The sequence below is a fragment of the Arenimonas sp. genome, from assembly GCF_041913985.1.
Classification (GTDB): domain Bacteria; phylum Pseudomonadota; class Gammaproteobacteria; order Xanthomonadales; family Xanthomonadaceae; genus Arenimonas.
In genome coordinates this window covers 1-14,211 of record NZ_JAYSEG010000014.1, presented here as the reverse complement: position 1 = coordinate 14,211, position 14,211 = coordinate 1, and the positions used below count along the sequence as shown (strand labels likewise).

17 protein-coding genes are annotated in these 14,211 nt (G+C 66.7%); 4 read left to right on the top strand and 13 right to left on the bottom strand.

What is annotated here, in order from left to right; translation table 11 throughout:
• Positions 1-4 precede the first annotated feature (4 nt).
• From ACE3Q2_RS06585 to ACE3Q2_RS06575, 3 genes are all read right to left on the bottom strand, one after another.
• Complete coding sequence (locus ACE3Q2_RS06585) at positions 5-502, bottom strand: hypothetical protein (protein WP_374473466.1); 498 nt, start codon at positions 500-502, stop codon at positions 5-7.
• Complete coding sequence (locus tag ACE3Q2_RS06580; RefSeq protein ID WP_374473465.1) at positions 486-1,895, bottom strand: sigma-54-dependent transcriptional regulator; 1,410 nt, start codon at positions 1,893-1,895, stop codon at positions 486-488. The genes ACE3Q2_RS06585 and ACE3Q2_RS06580 overlap by 17 nt, the downstream gene beginning before the upstream one ends.
• A 170-nt stretch (positions 1,896-2,065) precedes the next feature.
• A complete protein-coding gene (locus ACE3Q2_RS06575) occupies positions 2,066-3,202 on the bottom strand; it encodes a low specificity L-threonine aldolase (protein WP_374473464.1) in 1,137 nt (378 codons plus the stop codon).
• 168 nt (positions 3,203-3,370) lie between these two features.
• On the opposite strand from ACE3Q2_RS06575, the gene ACE3Q2_RS06570 reads away from it, so the two are divergent.
• Positions 3,371-3,562 carry a hypothetical protein gene (locus ACE3Q2_RS06570; protein ID WP_374473463.1) on the top strand — a complete coding sequence of 64 codons (192 nt, stop codon included), beginning with the start codon at positions 3,371-3,373 and terminating at the stop codon, positions 3,560-3,562.
• Between the two features lie 17 nt (positions 3,563-3,579).
• On the opposite strand, the gene ACE3Q2_RS06565 is transcribed toward ACE3Q2_RS06570, so the two are convergent.
• From ACE3Q2_RS06565 to ACE3Q2_RS06530, 8 genes are all read right to left on the bottom strand, one after another.
• Positions 3,580-4,899, bottom strand: coding sequence for a hypothetical protein (locus ACE3Q2_RS06565; protein ID WP_374473462.1), 1,320 nt, complete (start codon positions 4,897-4,899; stop codon positions 3,580-3,582).
• An 8-nt stretch (positions 4,900-4,907) separates the two neighbouring features.
• A complete protein-coding gene (locus ACE3Q2_RS06560; RefSeq protein WP_374473461.1) occupies positions 4,908-6,035 on the bottom strand; it encodes a hypothetical protein in 1,128 nt (375 codons plus the stop codon).
• Between the two features lie 66 nt (positions 6,036-6,101).
• Positions 6,102-6,314: a type II toxin-antitoxin system HicB family antitoxin gene (locus ACE3Q2_RS06555; RefSeq protein WP_374473460.1), complete on the bottom strand. Its 213-nt coding sequence runs from the start codon at positions 6,312-6,314 to the stop codon at positions 6,102-6,104.
• 5 nt (positions 6,315-6,319) lie between these two features.
• Positions 6,320-6,514 (bottom strand): type II toxin-antitoxin system HicA family toxin, encoded by a 195-nt coding sequence (locus tag ACE3Q2_RS06550; protein WP_374473459.1) that lies wholly within the window; start codon positions 6,512-6,514, stop codon positions 6,320-6,322.
• A gap of 112 nt (positions 6,515-6,626) precedes the next feature.
• Entirely contained in the window at positions 6,627-7,424 is a 798-nt protein-coding gene (locus ACE3Q2_RS06545; RefSeq protein ID WP_374473458.1) for a hypothetical protein, read from the bottom strand.
• A gap of 81 nt (positions 7,425-7,505) precedes the next feature.
• Positions 7,506-7,877 carry a VOC family protein gene (locus ACE3Q2_RS06540; RefSeq protein ID WP_231698288.1) on the bottom strand — a complete coding sequence of 124 codons (372 nt, stop codon included), beginning with the start codon at positions 7,875-7,877 and terminating at the stop codon, positions 7,506-7,508.
• A 66-nt stretch (positions 7,878-7,943) separates the two neighbouring features.
• Positions 7,944-8,237: a helix-turn-helix domain-containing protein gene (locus ACE3Q2_RS06535; protein ID WP_374473457.1), complete on the bottom strand. Its 294-nt coding sequence runs from the start codon at positions 8,235-8,237 to the stop codon at positions 7,944-7,946.
• Positions 8,238-8,509: 272 nt separating this feature from the next.
• Positions 8,510-9,055, bottom strand: a complete 546-nt coding sequence (locus tag ACE3Q2_RS06530) for a carboxymuconolactone decarboxylase family protein (RefSeq protein ID WP_374473456.1) — start codon at positions 9,053-9,055, stop codon at positions 8,510-8,512.
• 104 nt (positions 9,056-9,159) lie between these two features.
• On the opposite strand from ACE3Q2_RS06530, the gene ACE3Q2_RS06525 reads away from it, so the two are divergent.
• The 3 genes from ACE3Q2_RS06525 to ACE3Q2_RS06515 all read left to right on the top strand — a co-directional run bounded on the left by ACE3Q2_RS06525 (position 9,160) and on the right by ACE3Q2_RS06515 (position 11,405).
• Positions 9,160-10,017: a cupin domain-containing protein gene (locus ACE3Q2_RS06525; protein WP_374473455.1), complete on the top strand. Its 858-nt coding sequence runs from the start codon at positions 9,160-9,162 to the stop codon at positions 10,015-10,017.
• A gap of 367 nt (positions 10,018-10,384) precedes the next feature.
• Entirely contained in the window at positions 10,385-10,717 is a 333-nt protein-coding gene (locus tag ACE3Q2_RS06520) for a hypothetical protein (RefSeq protein WP_374473454.1), read from the top strand.
• Positions 10,718-10,724: 7 nt separating this feature from the next.
• Positions 10,725-11,405: a hypothetical protein gene (locus ACE3Q2_RS06515; RefSeq protein ID WP_374473453.1), complete on the top strand. Its 681-nt coding sequence runs from the start codon at positions 10,725-10,727 to the stop codon at positions 11,403-11,405.
• Positions 11,406-11,575: 170 nt separating this feature from the next.
• On the opposite strand, the gene ACE3Q2_RS06510 is transcribed toward ACE3Q2_RS06515, so the two are convergent.
• Both ACE3Q2_RS06510 and aceE read right to left on the bottom strand, forming a co-directional pair.
• Entirely contained in the window at positions 11,576-12,253 is a 678-nt protein-coding gene (locus ACE3Q2_RS06510) for a hypothetical protein (RefSeq protein WP_374473452.1), read from the bottom strand.
• A 24-nt stretch (positions 12,254-12,277) separates the two neighbouring features.
• Positions 12,278-14,211 (bottom strand): pyruvate dehydrogenase (acetyl-transferring), homodimeric type (gene aceE / locus ACE3Q2_RS06505; RefSeq protein ID WP_374473451.1); only part of this gene is annotated, 1,934 nt, incomplete at its 5' end.

Genomic DNA, 14,211 nt, shown 5'->3' with positions numbered 1-14,211 from the left:
GCGCTCAGCCCGGGGGATGCAGCAGTTGCCTCACCACGTCGAGGCAGCGCTGGCCGTCGAGTTCGATCTGCTCAAGCACCGGGTCGCGGCCCTCGTGGCCCGTATGCAGGCTGAGCACCGCGGCGTTCATCAGCAGCGAATTGAGGAAGTTGCGAACCTGGTGCTCCACCACCAGCAGCGTTTCGCGCGACAGCGTCACCCAGGGGTCGCGCTGGGCCGGCGCGCGGCTCGTGAGGAACGGCGCCAGCGCCGCGAGGTAGGCCGCGAGCGCGGCGCGGTCTTCGGCGCCGAGCCCGCCGCCCTCGTGGAAGTGCAGGCGCAGCACCAGCCAGCGCAGCGGGCTGGCCGGCAGGTCCATCGGGAAGTCTTCGCAGGGCTGCCCGTCTTCCGGCGGCAGGCTGCCGTTGGCGGGCACCCAGCGGGCGTCGTCGCAGCCGCGGGCCGCCAGCCAGGTGCGCACCGTGGCCGGGAACAGGCGCGCCAGCTCAGGCGTGGTCTCCATGGTTTTCCCCTGTTTCGCCGAGGCCGGCGGCTTCGGCTTCCTCGTCGCCGCCCAGCGCCGGCGGGCCGGCGGGCCCGGCCTGGTAGCTGTTGAGGCGGTTGTAGAGCGTCTTGGTGGCGATGCCGAGCACCTGCGCGGCCTTGGCCTTGTTGTTGTCGAAATAGGCCAGGGTCTTGAACAGCATGCGGCGCTCGATTTCGTGCAGCGGCGTGCCCACCACGAAGGTGATGGAGCTGGCGGTTTCTGCCGACGGGCCCGGGTCTTCCACCGGCAGGCCGGGCGTCACCAGGTCGCCGTCGGCCAGGATGTAGGCGCGCTGGATGATGTTCTTGAGTTCGCGGATGTTTCCCGGCCAGCGGTAGCGGCGCAGCCGGTCGGCGCCTTCGCGGGTGAGCACGCGCGCGGTGCCGCAGCGGCGGTTGAGGCGGTCGAGGAAGAGCTGGGCGATGGGCAGGATGTCCATGGGCCGGTCGCGCAGCGGCGGCACCGCCATGGGGAATTCGGCCAGGCGGTAGTACAGGTCCTCGCGCAGACGGCCACTGCCGATGGCGTCGGCGTGCGGGCGGTTGGTGGCCGAGACGATGCGCACGTCGAGGTGGATGTCCTCGGCGCCGCCGACGCGGCGGATGTGCCGCGTTTCCAGCGCGCGCAGCAGGTGCACCTGCAGGTGCGCGGGCATTTCGCCGATCTCGTCCTGGAACAGCGTGCCGCCCTGCGCCTGCTCGAACAGGCCCACGTGGCGCGCGTTGGCGCCGGTGAAGCTGCCGCGCTCGTGCCCGAACAGCTGGCTGCTGAGCAGGTCCGGCGGCAAGGCGCCGCAGTTGCAGGCCACGAACGGGCCCGGGCGCCCACTCTCGGCGTGGATGGCGGCGGCCACCAGCTCCTTGCCCACGCCGCTTTCGCCTTCGATGAACACCGAGGCGTCGGTGGGCGCCACGCGGCGCACCTGCCGGCGCAGCGCGTCCATGGCCGGCGACGGCCCGGCGATGCCGTGCCAGGGTTCGGTGGGCGGCGCTTCGGTGGCGGGCTGGCGGGCGGCGGCGGTTTGCAGCAGCTGGCGGAACTTCGCCACCTGCATCGGCTTCACCACGTAGTCGACGATGGGCAGGTGCATGGCCTTGAGCGCCGATTCCACCGTGGGGTGGCCGGTGATCAGGATCACCTGGGTGCGGCCGCCGAGGTCGAGGTGCTCGAGCAGCTCGAGCCCGCTGCCGTCGGGCAGGGAAAGGTCCACCAGCGCCACGTCGAAAGCGTATTCGCGCAGGCGCTGGCGCGCCTGGCCGAGACTGCCGGCGATGACCACTTCGAAGCCCAGGGCGCGCGCGATCTCGGCGGCGGCCCGCACGAAGCCGACGTCGTCGTCGACGATCAGCAGGACGGGGGAATGGGCCATGGCAGCGACCTCCGGAGGATGCAGTCTGTTCCAACGCGGGCGCGCGCAGGCGGCAGACGATCACATTTCCGGGGGGCGTGGTTGCTCTTACACGGGCGTGTAATTCCTGCCGTGACGATGCCGGTTGGCACCGCGATTGCATGGCGTGGCGCTATCGCCGACAGCGCGCCTTACGGGCCCAGGAAGGCGCGGGCGATGGCGTCCGGCGGCTTGCGCAGCAGCGAGGTGTTCACCTGCAGCGGGATCTCGCTGGCCTCGTCGGGCAGGCGCGGCAGCAGCACGCCGTGTTTTTGCGCGCGCTCGGCCAGCGCGGCCGGGGCGATGCCCCTGGCCTGCAGCAGGAACAGGCTGGTGCCGTTTTCCAGTTTGCGCGCCGTGAAGCGGCCGCTGGCCTCGAGCGTGGCGATGACCTGGTCGGCGGCTTCCCAGGCGCGGGCGTACTGCGCCTCGTAGTCGTGCAGGAAACCTTCGACGCCGGCCACCAGCGGCCAGGCGTAAGGCAGGCCGCCGCCGAACTGGCGGCGTGCGTGGTACAGGCCGTCGATGACGCGGGCGTCGCCGGCCAGGATGGCGCCGCTGGCGCCGTTGAAGTGTTTCCACAGCGACACGTACACGGTGTCGAACAGCGCGGCGTACTCATTCACCGAACGGCCCGTGTGCTGCGGCAGGTTGAACAGGCGCGCGCCGTCGAGGTGACGGCGGATGCCCTGCGACTTCGCCCATTCGCTCAGGCGCACCAGTTCGTCGAAGGGCACGAACTCATGCTGGCGGCGGCGCACGGGGCTTTCGACGCTGAGCACGCCGATGCGGCTTTCCACGCGGCCGCCGGCGGTGCGTTCGGCCCATTCCTTCGCTTCGTCGAGCGTGAACGCGGCGCGGCCCGGCGCCAGCGGCAAAAGGGTGAGGCCGCTGAGCGCCTGCGCGGCGTCGCCGCTGTCGTTGTAGAGATGGCTTTCGGCCTGCACCAGCACGCGGTGGTTGTGGCCGGCCAGCGTGCGCACGGCCAGCTGGTTGGCCAGCGTGCCGGTGGGCAGGAAAATGGCGGCCTGCTTGCCCAGGCGTGCGGCGAAGGTGGCTTCCAGCGCTTCGATGGCGCCGCCGCGGGAGTAGTAGTCGGGCGCGAAGTTGCCGGCCTGCACGGCCTTGTCGAGCAGCGCGGCGTATTCGCGCGGCGTCAGCGCCTGGCCGTCGGAGAGGAAGTTCACGTCCTGGAACAACGCGTCCGAGGCGGCCGCCTCGGCCGCTGCCGGCAGCAGCGTGGACGCGGTGGCCGCCGCACCGGCGGCGAGGAAGTGGCGACGGTCCATGCAGTGTTCCCCTGGCGACCCGACGCCGGGCCGGCGGGGTTCGTTCGCGGCTCAGGATGACGGCCGCGCGCGTGGGCGGTCAAACACGCGGTGCTTGCGCGGGGCCGGCGCGGGGACTAGCGTGGGCCGCAATGGAACAGGGGCTCCATCCACGCGAGGAGTGGTTCCATGAAGATCTTCACCGCGCTGCTGCTGGTGCTGGCCGTGGCCGCCTGCGGCCACGTGCGCCACCGCCATATGGCCGAGAATGCCGGCGGCGACACCGTGTTCGTCTGCCACAAGGGCAAGAAGACGCTGCAGATTCCCCGCGAAGCCGCCGACGCGCATATCGCGCATGGCGACTGGTACGGGCGCTGCTGAGCCCGGCGGGCGCCGGCTTACGCCGGCACGCGGGCCTCTTCCAGCAAGGTGAGCACCGGCGCGAAGCCGCCGCCGGGCGTGCGGAAGTTGGTGGTCTGGCCCTGCCAGGTGCGGGCCGCGAACAACAGCGAACGGCCGCGGTAGGCGTAGGCGCGGATGTCCACCTTCAGCGGCTCGTCGCCCGCGCTGAGATGGCGCTGGCTGGGCGGCACCACGGCCTGGGCCACGTAGTCGGTGCCAGCCATCTGCTGCCAGGTCTTGTGGGTGAGCTTGTCGCCGCGGTAGCTGGCGCGGCTGCCGAAACCGCCGGCGGGTTTGAAGAAGAGCTGCTTGCGGCGCTGCCAGAGTGCGTCGCGGTTTTCGTCGGTCAACACTTCGGTTCGCGGGATGCCCTGCTCGAGCGCGTGGGCGGTTTCCGCGTCCACGCCACAGCGGGCGAGGAAGTCGCCATCGCCCAGCAGCGCCAGGTTGCGCTTGTCGGCGTACAGCGCGTGGCTGAAGGGATGCGGGCTAAGGCCCACGGCGCGTTCCAGGAAGGCGGCGCGCAGCGCGGCGGTGGCCGGGGTGGCCAGCGCGAAATCGGTGCAGCGGTTGTAGACGAAGCCGACGCGGCGGCCTTTGTAGCGAAGCGCGGCGTCGCGGTATTCCAGTTCGGACGGGTCGCAGATCACCGTGTCGATGCCCTTCGCGAACAGGCGGTCGCGAAAGAGCACGAATTCCGGGTAGAGGTACTGCTGCGTGGGGGCCTCGTCGACGATGGCCAGCAGGCCGTGGCGGCCGGCGGGCGACTGCGCGTCCCATTCGTCGAGCAACACCTGCACGGCCGCCTCGCCCACGTCGGGCGCGCCCACGGCGGGCGCGGTGAGGCCGGGCATGCACAGCTGCTGCGCCTCCACCAGCAGCGCGTTGATGAGCACGCCGCCGGGGTTGGTGTTGATTTCGATCAGACGCGGGCCGTCGGGCCCCAGGTGGAAGTCGAAGCCCAGCAGGCCGCCGGGCGAGCCGGGGTCGAAGGCCGCGGCGTCGGGCGCGCGGGCGAGCACGGCGTTGCGGTAAGCCGCGGTGGCGACCACCGCTTCAACAGCCTCGACCACGCGTGACATGGCCCGCACCGCCGCCGCCGGCACGAACACCGGCAACGCCGCGAACAGGTGCGGATGCGTCTGTGCCAGCGGCGCCGCGGCGCGGCCCTGCGCCGCCAGCACGGCGTCGAGCTGCGCGTGCAGGCGGGCCGGATCCACCGCCAGGCAGAAGCAGGCGCGGTGCAGGTCTTCGGCGGAAAGTGGCGCGGCGCAGTCGAGGCCGCAGATTTCGGCGAGGCTTTTGCTGGTGGCCATGGCCCGGGTCAGCGCGGCTGCGCCGGGTGCCGCCCCTCGATGACCCACGCGCGCAGCGCGGCCAGGGCTTCGGCTTCGGCCTCCGGCGGGAAGCGGCAGTGGCCGTTGCCCACGGGCGGCAGTTCGAACACGCGCTCGCCGCGGCCGGCGTTGCGGGCCAGGTCCTGGTAACGCGACGAGGTTTGCGACGGGATGACCTCGTCGGTTTCGTTCGCACGCAGCACCACGGGGCGCTCGGTGTTGCCCGTGAGTTTCAGGCGGGCGTTGGCGTAGGCCATGGCGGCCGGGTTGCCGGCGTAGCGGCGCACGCCGGCGTTGAGCGCGGCATCGTCGGCGAAACCGGCGTAGGTCACTTTCGTGTTGTCCACCGGGATGCCGCCGGCGCGCTCGGCCAGTTCGTGCAGCACGGCGAAGCGCAGCATCAGGCCGCCGGCCATGCCTTCGCGAGGAATGCCGAAGGCCTGGCCGAAGCGGGCGGCGAAGGCTTCGTCGGACTGCAGCGCGGCTTCGATCTTTTCGGCGTCGGGCCAGCGCGGCGCGCCGGCGTCGAACAGGCCACCCGGCGCGAGCACGCCCGGGTGCCGCTGCGCGAACACCGCCAGGGCGCCCAGCACGGGGCCGTTGAACAGCTCCTCGGCCGGGGCATTGGCGCCGCACAGGGCCAGGCCGCCGTCGTAGGCCTGGCCGTGGGCTTCCAGGGTGCCCAGCACCAGGTGGCCGCCCATGGAATGGCCCATGGCCCAGGTGCGCCTGGGCTGGCCCAGCAGGCCCACCACGTGCTGGCGCATGGCTTCGGTGTCGGCCAGGGCCTCGGCCACCGACCAGCCGCGCGCGGAGTATTCCGACTGCGCCACCGCGAAGCCGCGCTCGAACAGCCAGCCCTCGTAGCCATTGCGCGGCATCACTTCGGGAATGGGCTGCTCCTGCGGCGCGTAGCCGTGGAAATACACCACCAGTTCACCGTTCCAGTTCGCCGGCACGTCGAGCCGCCAGGGTGCGCCGTTGAGGGTGCCGGTATGTTCGCTGGGCTGGGCTATTTCGTGCTTTGGCGCCGGCGCAGCGGCCACGGGCTCCGCGGGCGGCGTGGAGGCACAGGCAGACAGCAACAACAGCAGGCACAGCGGCAGCAGGCGCATCGGCGATCTCCGGGACGGGGATGCGGCGAGTGTGCCAGTTTTCGGATTTCGGTTAACCCACCTGCATCAGGCAGCGACGTCCACGTAGTGGACCTGCGACGTCGGCGGCGGAATGGGGTCGCCATCTTCACGCATGCCGGCCAGATGCATCTCGATGGCTTCCTGGATCCGCTTCTGCACGCCTTCTACGGTCTTGGCCGTGGCGACGCAACCCGGCAAGTCCGGCACCCAGGCGCCGTAGTTGTTGTCCGACTTCTCGATGACGATGGCGTAGCGCATGGCAGTCATTTCCTGAGTCCGGCCTGGCGAAGGATGCTCTTGTGCAGGTCGTGCTGCAAATCGTCGCCGAGATGGCCATTGACTGTCACGCGGCCGGGTTTGCTGGGGTGCCGGAATTGACGATGACTGCCCTTCTGGCCGACCTGAACCCAGCCGTCGCGGCGAAGTAAATCAATGATTTCCCTGGCTTTTGGCGGCATGGGGCGGCTCCAATGGAACCGCCCCAGCCTCTCAATGGGTGGATGCCGCCGAAACAGAAATACACCGCGAACTGGGGCCAGAAATCATTTGTAGGTTAGGTCGTCGATATTCCTAGCCCGCGGCGTCCGAGGCGCTGACCCCATCGCCGCCTGACTTTGACGCTTTCGCCCTGAGCGCCTTGTTTGCGCTCTTTGCGATCCTCTTCCTGGCCTCATCCGCCTTCTCGCCTTCGACCACTTCGCGCTTCATGACTTCATTCTTGAGGACATCGCCAAGCTCGTCAGTGTCAATCTTCACGTCCGGAGATACGCGTCGAAGCTCACGCCTTATGACGTCGAGCACCTGATCAGACTGGATCACGGCGGCAACAAAGAACCTTGAAAGCGCCTGCCGTTGACTGTGGTACTCACCAAGCAACGACCGCTGCCAGCCTTCCTTGCACCACAGGTACAGGAGCTCAATATCTTTCTGGCTTCGCGGATTGAGTTTGCAGAAGTCAATTTCGAGGACCAACTCCTGGTCTATCGGCTTGGCGAAGATGAGGTGATATACCCTCCAGACGATGCCGTTGGTAAGCAGAACCCAATCGACACCTTGGTTGGCAGCGTAGTCAATTGCCTGCTTTACGTGCGCATCCTTCAGGTCAAGGCCAATAGCTTTCACCTCGATCAGGGTCTGCAATTGCCCGTCGATTTTGATCGCTAGGTCGCAATAGGTCCCCCGGATCGAATACTCCGAGGTCACATCGGTGTACTTGTCGTAGCCGAACACCTCAGCCAGCACATCCTTGATGATCGTGACCGTGTCGGCCTCCCCGACATCGCGACTCCTCGCCGCCGCAAGCACTGGCTGAAACCTGCGGATTCCCTGGACCAGTCGTTCAGAAACCTTCTTCGGAACTGCTGCCATCTCCCATTCTCCAGCATGAGGCATGAGCGCCCTCACAGACCCCCACGGGAAAGGAGGCGAAAGGCGGCAGGTGGAAGCTTCTCAGCGGTGCTGGTCCACCAGCACCGGGTTGCCGTCCGGGTCGACGACGATGAAGTGGCCGGGGCCGGTGGTGGTTTCGTCCACTTCGTTCACCGGCGTGATGCCGCGGGCCTTGAGCTGGCGCTGCAGCTCGCGCACGTCGGTGAAGGGGTCCACGTTCTGGCCATTGTTGTCCCAGCCCGGGTTGAAGCACAGCATGTTCTTCTCGAACATGCCCTGGAACAGGCCGATCACGGTATCGCCGTTCTTCATGATGAGCCAGCCGTGGTGCGCCTGGTCGTGGAATGCGGTGAAGCCCAGCGCCTCGTAGAAGGCGCGCGAGGCGGCGATGTCCTTCACCGCGAGGCTGAGGGAGAAGTTGCCGAGGTTCATGGGAGTTCCAACGCCGGGTGGACTGATCCCCATGCTACTCCCGGAATTCGGAGCGCGACGAAGCGCTTACTTGGCCAACTGGATCCGGGCAGGCTTGCCCAGCCTCGCTGCGAACTGCACCAGCATGTCCAGGCTGAACTTCTCAAACTTGCCCCGGGCCAGGTCGGACACGCGGCTCTGGCTCACGCCCAGGAGTTCGGCGGCCTCGACCTGGGTGAGGCGGCGCGACTTGATCTGCCTGGCCAGCTGCGCCATCAGGTCGGCACGCAGGGCCATGACCTGAGACTCGGCCTCGTCGAAACCGAGGTCAAGGAAGACATTGCCGCTCGACGAGGTGATCTTCTTTTCCCTTGCGCTCATGGCACTCCTGCCCTGGGTGTCACGGAATCAGTTTGTAGCGATCCTTCGCCTTGCGGATGTCGCGGAGCGGTGCCAGCGACATGCCGACCCAGTTCAGCTTCTTCATGGCCGAGTATCCTTATCTTTAGATACTATGCAAGTAGTTATATTTCCGCCGCCGCCCGATTGGCCGAAGCCAACCGGGCGGAAACAGTTTCCTGGCCACAGGCGGGCCGCCGCCGTAGTAGCTCCACCCCGGGGGATGTGGGCACTCCCCTGGGCAGGCCACGGCGTTACGCCGCCTGCCGCAGCGCCACCTTCGGGAAATCCACCGGCACGGCCAGGGCCACGTTGATGTAGTTGGTGAACAGGTTCAGCGCCACGTGGGCCAGCAGCTCCACGACGGCTTCGTCGCTGAAGCCGGCGTTGCGCAGTTCCTGCACGTCGGCGGCGGTGACGGCGGCGCGGTGCTCCACCACCTTCAGCGCGAAGGCGAGCGCGGCGGCGGTTTGCGGGTCGGCGCTGCGGCCGGCCTGGGCCTCGGCCATTTCGCTGGCGCTGGCGCCGGCCTTGCGGCCCAGGGCGGTGTGCGCGGCCAGGCAGTATTCGCAGCGGTTGCGGTCGGCGATGGCCACGGCCACCTGCTCGCCCAGCTTCGCCGGCAGCGAACCGCCGCCGAGCGCGCCGAAGCCGGCCCACATCAGCTGCAGCGCGGCCGGTGAATTGGCCACGGCGCGGAACATGTTCGGGGTGGCGCCGAACGCGCCCTGGACCTGCGCCAGCAGCGGCTGGCTGGCGGCGGGGGCGGTGCTGGCGGTGTGCAGGGGAACGCGGGACATGGGGTTTCTCCGAAAGGGTCGCGCCGATTGCGCCGACACAGGATCGGGCCTAGGCTCGGCTTCTTGGTGACGATTCGTCCCGCTTACTTGATGGAGCGTCCGAAATGGCCGTGGACCGCCTGCAGGGCTTGCTGAGCCGCTTCAGCGTGAGCGCCCGCCTGTTCCACAGCGGCCCGCTGTGCGGCATCAACGACTTCGCCGACAACGGAATGGGGCAATTGCACCTGGTGCGCCGCGGCCCGCTGGACGTGCACCACGCCGGCGAAGTGGTGCAGGTGCGGGAACCCAGCCTGCTGTTCTACCCGCGCCCGCTGGCGCACCGCTTCGTGAGCGACGCGCACGTGGGCGCCGACATGGCCTGCGCCAACCTGGCCTTCAGCAGCGGCGGCGCGGCCGCCGCACGCAGCGACGCCCACCACCCCATCGCGCGTTCACTGCCGCGCTTCGTCTGCCTGCCCCTGGCCGCCCTGCCCGGCGCCGCGCCCGTGCTGGACCTGCTGTTCGACGAGGCCTTCGCCCAGCGCTGCGGCCGCCAGGTGGTGGTGGACCGCCTGTTCGACGCCATCGTGGCCTTGCTGCTGCGGCATCTGCTCGACAGCGGCCACATCACCGACGGGCCGCTGGCTGGACTGGGGCACCCGCAGCTGGCCAAGGCCATCGTAGCGATGCACGACGAGCCGGCGACGGGGTGGACGTTAGAAACCCTGGCGGCAAGGGCGGGTATGTCACGAAGCCGGTTCGCTGAGGTTTTTTCTCAGATCGTCGGCGAGACACCCGCGGCTTACCTGGCGCTGTATCGGATCACATTGGCACAGCAGGCTTTGCTGCGTGGCGAGAGCATGGACCGGATCGCGCAGCAGGTTGGATACGGGAGTGCGGCGGCGCTGTCGCGGGCATTTAGTGCAGCGTGCGGAGTTACGCCAAGGGAATGGCGTAGCCAGTCGCGAATTCCCAACGACTGAGGCACATGTGCCCGCTTACGACCCGAAGCGGACATCCTCCGCCATCGCCCCCTTGCCTGGCTATACGTTCCATACTCAGGTCAGGATCATTGGGGCTGAGCATCGAGATCGGCACAGGATATGTACCCGGCAAGCCGCTCCTAAGCTGCAACTGAGTTACCGGACTGAATAATTAACGCTGTAGATCCGGTTCGATGTATCGCAGGATAACAGCGTCCGCAAAGACGGGTGGGGCCGCGCTATGGATATTCCTCCGCAACCTGACGGTTTTATAGAGCTTTGCGAAAAGACTGGGCTCGCCATGATGCTCGGGCAGAAGGTGCAATTCGCACTCGCTGGCTATTACGCGACATACTCACGAGTCCACTTGAACGCGAGCTTCGAGGACGCTGAGGCTATGCTAGAGAAGCATCTGTCTCAAGCCATGGGGCATCTCGTAAATGCCATCGAAAAAACAGCACCACTGCCAAACGACTTGATGGAGAAGGTTAAGGCATTCAAGGACAAGCGAAACTGGTTGGTTCACGACTTCGACCAGGAGGCGACCCGTTACCTTTCGCGCGGAGAACGCATACCTGAGTACATCGCGGCAATGGATTCAGTTTCAGCCGATGCACTCGAATTGATTCAGCGTCTTGATGGCGTTGGCAACGAGCTGGTGCAGGGCACCGGCACCCAACCGCGCGTTCGACGCCCATAACCATATGATGAAGAAACTAGCCGAACCAGTGCTTGAGATCCTGAAAGTATGGCTGGGGCATCATCTGGCGCGTGCTGCCAACAGCCTTTTGCTTGCCGGATTGGCCCTTCTTTCTGCCCCTTGGTGGCAGCCGATCCTCTATGCGCTTGTGGCCAACCATTTGCAGATCGACATGGCCGTCATCTCCTTTATGGAGGCGAGCGCAGTAACGACGGGGTGGATTCTTGTCTTACTCGGTATCGCCCTGCACCTTGCCAACAAGGTTCTACCACTTGCTCACACGCCTAAGATTGAAGTCGTAGCGCACTGGTGGCGGCGTTGCATGAGCGACGGGGTTACAAAGCATCCCGATCTTTTCATGACTGTCATCAATAGAGGGGAAAAGGATCTCCCGTGGTTAAACGTGCACGTATTCCCCTCCAACGATTTCAAGCTTGCGCCTGTAGACGGTCCAACAGAGATGATTCTTTCTGGTCAGTATGCGATCTATAGATTCCGAGTTGTTGATGAAAGTGGGGCCGCGACCGAGCCGGCCAGGAGGTTTTTGGAGGTTAAGCCTGAGGACTTGTCGATCCGCGTGTTCAAATCTCGGTCTGCAGATGAGGCGTTGCTTGTTAGCTACCCGCTCGGGCTTGAGCTCCACTCCCATCTCAATGAAGTCCTGACCGGCACACCAGACGTAGCCTAAGCAGGTAGGACCAAGGGGCAAGCCCCACGAGAGCGACGCTATCGCTGACGACTGCTTCTGGCCGATAGGAGAACTAGTCCGAGCGAGCCAGCCAATGGCGCTGGCCAGCGCTTGAACGCCAAGAAGGATGTGGCCGGGCCGTCACAGCCAAGCGGGTGTGTCGCGCCGGATCAGCGAAGCTCAGGCCGCCGCCGGCTATCCGACCCGAAGTAGGACACAGGTACACCATAGCGCTCGGCAAGCTGGTTGGCCTGCCACGCGGATCTTGTCCCGAGTGCGGCTGGTTCGGGCAGCCCAAAGTCCTCATAGACCAGGTCCACCACGGTCGTCGAGTCGACAGCCTCGATCTTGATCCGGGCATTGGCTTGCGCCCTGGCCCAGCGGACGGACAAGTCTTGTGGATCGTCCGGCAGGGCGCCCAACGTCCGGCGGGCAGCTTCGTCTCGTATCCACTGGTCCAGCAAATCCAGTCGAGCGCCCCTGATCGCCTCGTCATCGGTTCGCTCGAAGGGATAAGAGCGCCTGACGGATACGGACATGGCACCCAGGGTTTCCCGGAAGAGGTCGCGACCGGACTTGAAGACTTCGCGGCAGGCAACCTGATCCGGCAAGCCCTCTGCGAGGGCGTTAGCCTCGCGGATCAGCGCAACAGTGCCCCTGTCCATTTCCCTGATCCCGGGCCGGTTCCGTTCGACTTGCGCCTCGACCCGGGCCAGGAGATCCAGGTTCACTTGGCGCGACTCGCAGTAATCGAATCGCGCCGCATCGAACTCGTTGACACGCATCATCGTCGCCCCTGCCCCGGGCGACGAGACCACCATGAGTGCAATCAGGATACGACGCAGCATTGAGTGACCGCCCTCTTGCCTCGCTCACACCCCAATCGGATTCGCCTTCTCCGGATCAATCTTGTACTGCTTGATCGCCCGCGCCACATCTTTCGCGTTCATCTTGCCCTCGGCAGCCAGAGCGGCAATCGCCGCATGGGCGATGTAGTACCGGTCAACCTCGAAGAAGCGACGCAGGTTCGCACGGGTGTCCGAACGGCCGAAGCCATCCGTACCCAGCACGGTGTACTTCATCGGCACGAAGGCGCGGATCTGGTCGGCGAAGGCGCGCACGTAGTCGGTGGCGGCGATGGCCGGGCCCTGGCGGCCCTCCAGGCAGGCGGTGACGTACGGGGTGCGCGGCTTGTCTTCCGGGTGCAGGCGGTTCCAGCGCTCGGCGTCGAAGCCCTCGCGGCGCAGCTCGGTGAAGCTGGGGCAGCTCCAGATGTCGGCGCTCACGCCGAAGTCCTTGTCCAGCAGTTCGGCCGCGGCGATGCATTCGCGCAGGATGGTGCCGGAGCCCAGGAGCTGGACGTGCAGGGGCGAAGCCTTTGGCTTCTTGCCCTCTCCCCCGGCCCCTCTCCCGCCCGCGGGAGAGGGGAGCGTGGACTGCAGGAGGTACATGCCCTTGAGGATGCCCTCGGCAGCGCCTTCCGGCATGTCCGGGTGGGCGTAGTTCTCGTTCATCAGGGTCAGGTAGTAGTACTCGTCCACCTGGTCCTCGAGCATGCGCTTCATGCCGTGCTGCAGGATCACCGCCACTTCGAAGCCGAAGGTGGGGTCGTAGGCCTTGCAGTTCGGGATGGCGCCGGCCAGCAGGTGGCTGTGGCCGTCTTCATGCTGCAGGCCTTCGCCGTTGAGCGTGGTGCGGCCGGCGGTGGCGCCCAGCAGGAAGCCGCGCGCGCGCATGTCGGCCGCCTGCCAGGCGCTGTCGCCGATGCGCTGCATGCCGAACATGCTGTAGTAGATGTAGAAGGGCAGCATGGGCTGGTCGGACGAGGAATAGCTCGTCGCCGCCGCCATCCAGCTGCTGAAGGCGCCCGCTTCGGTGATGCCCTCTTCCAGCACCTGGCCGGCCTTGTCCTCGCGGTAGTACATCAGCTGGTCGGCGTCGACGGGCTTGTACTTCTGGCCCTGCGGCGCGTAGATGCCGATCTGGCGGAACAGGCCTTCCATGCCGAAGGTGCGCGCCTCGTCGGCCACGATGGGCACGCACAGCGGGCCCACCTGCTTGTCGCGCAGCACGATGTTCAGTGCCTGCACGAAGCTCATGGTGGTGGAGTTCTCGCGATCACCGGTGCTCTTGAGCAGGCGCTCGAACACCTCGAGCTTCGGCGCTTCCAGCTTCTTGCTGGTGGTGCGGCGGCGCTGCGGCAGGAAGCCGCCCAGCTTCTCGCGGCGCGAGCGCATGTATTCCACTTCCGGCGACTTCTCGCCCGGGTGGTAGAACGGCACTTCCGGCAGCTTGTCGTCGCTCACCGGAATCTGGAAGCGGTCGCGGAAGGCCTTCACGGCCGCGTCGTCGAGCTTCTTGGTCTGGTGCGTGGGGTTGAGCGATTCGCCCCAGCTGCCCATGCCGTAACCCTTCACCGTCTTGGCCAAAATGACGGTGGGCTGGCCGGTGTGCTTCACCGCGCGGTCGTAGGCCGCGTACACCTTGTGCGGGTCATGGCCGCCGCGATTGAGGCGGGCGATGTCCTGGTCGCTCAGGTTGGAAACCATCCGCTTGGTCGTTTCGTACTTCCCGAAGAAGTGCTCGCGGGTGTAGGCGCCGCCGAAGGCCTTGCAGTTCTGGTACTCGCCGTCGACGGTTTCCATCATCAGCTTCTTGAGCGTGCCGTCGGCGTCGCGCGCCAGCAGCGGGTCCCAGTAGCTGCCCCAGACGAGCTTGAGCACGTTCCAGCCGGCGCCGCGGAAGCTGCCTTCCAGCTCCTGGATGATCTTGCCATTGCCGCGCACCGGGCCGTCCAGGCGCTGCA

Bases quoted from the DNA above. Each gene is read 5' to 3' on its own strand.
- ACE3Q2_RS06530 (WP_374473456.1), bottom strand. From the start codon at position 9,055: ATGTCCCGCGTTCCCCTGCACACCGCCAGCACCGCCCCCGCCGCCAGC.
- ACE3Q2_RS06585 (WP_374473466.1), bottom strand. From the start codon at position 502: ATGGAGACCACGCCTGAGCTGGCGCGCCTGTTCCCGGCCACGGTGCGC.
- ACE3Q2_RS06565 (WP_374473462.1), bottom strand. From the start codon at position 4,899: ATGGCCACCAGCAAAAGCCTCGCCGAAATCTGCGGCCTCGACTGCGCC.
- ACE3Q2_RS06550 (WP_374473459.1), bottom strand. From the start codon at position 6,514: ATGCCGCCAAAAGCCAGGGAAATCATTGATTTACTTCGCCGCGACGGC.
- ACE3Q2_RS06560 (WP_374473461.1), bottom strand. From the start codon at position 6,035: ATGCGCCTGCTGCCGCTGTGCCTGCTGTTGTTGCTGTCTGCCTGTGCC.
- ACE3Q2_RS06575 (WP_374473464.1), bottom strand. From the start codon at position 3,202: ATGGACCGTCGCCACTTCCTCGCCGCCGGTGCGGCGGCCACCGCGTCC.
- ACE3Q2_RS06515 (WP_374473453.1), top strand. From the start codon at position 10,725: ATGAAGAAACTAGCCGAACCAGTGCTTGAGATCCTGAAAGTATGGCTG.
- ACE3Q2_RS06545 (WP_374473458.1), bottom strand. From the start codon at position 7,424: ATGGCAGCAGTTCCGAAGAAGGTTTCTGAACGACTGGTCCAGGGAATC.
- ACE3Q2_RS06580 (WP_374473465.1), bottom strand. From the start codon at position 1,895: ATGGCCCATTCCCCCGTCCTGCTGATCGTCGACGACGACGTCGGCTTC.
- ACE3Q2_RS06570 (WP_374473463.1), top strand. From the start codon at position 3,371: ATGAAGATCTTCACCGCGCTGCTGCTGGTGCTGGCCGTGGCCGCCTGC.
- ACE3Q2_RS06510 (WP_374473452.1), bottom strand. From the start codon at position 12,253: ATGCTGCGTCGTATCCTGATTGCACTCATGGTGGTCTCGTCGCCCGGG.
- ACE3Q2_RS06525 (WP_374473455.1), top strand. From the start codon at position 9,160: ATGGCCGTGGACCGCCTGCAGGGCTTGCTGAGCCGCTTCAGCGTGAGC.
- ACE3Q2_RS06540 (WP_231698288.1), bottom strand. From the start codon at position 7,877: ATGAACCTCGGCAACTTCTCCCTCAGCCTCGCGGTGAAGGACATCGCC.
- ACE3Q2_RS06555 (WP_374473460.1), bottom strand. From the start codon at position 6,314: ATGCGCTACGCCATCGTCATCGAGAAGTCGGACAACAACTACGGCGCC.
- ACE3Q2_RS06535 (WP_374473457.1), bottom strand. From the start codon at position 8,237: ATGAGCGCAAGGGAAAAGAAGATCACCTCGTCGAGCGGCAATGTCTTC.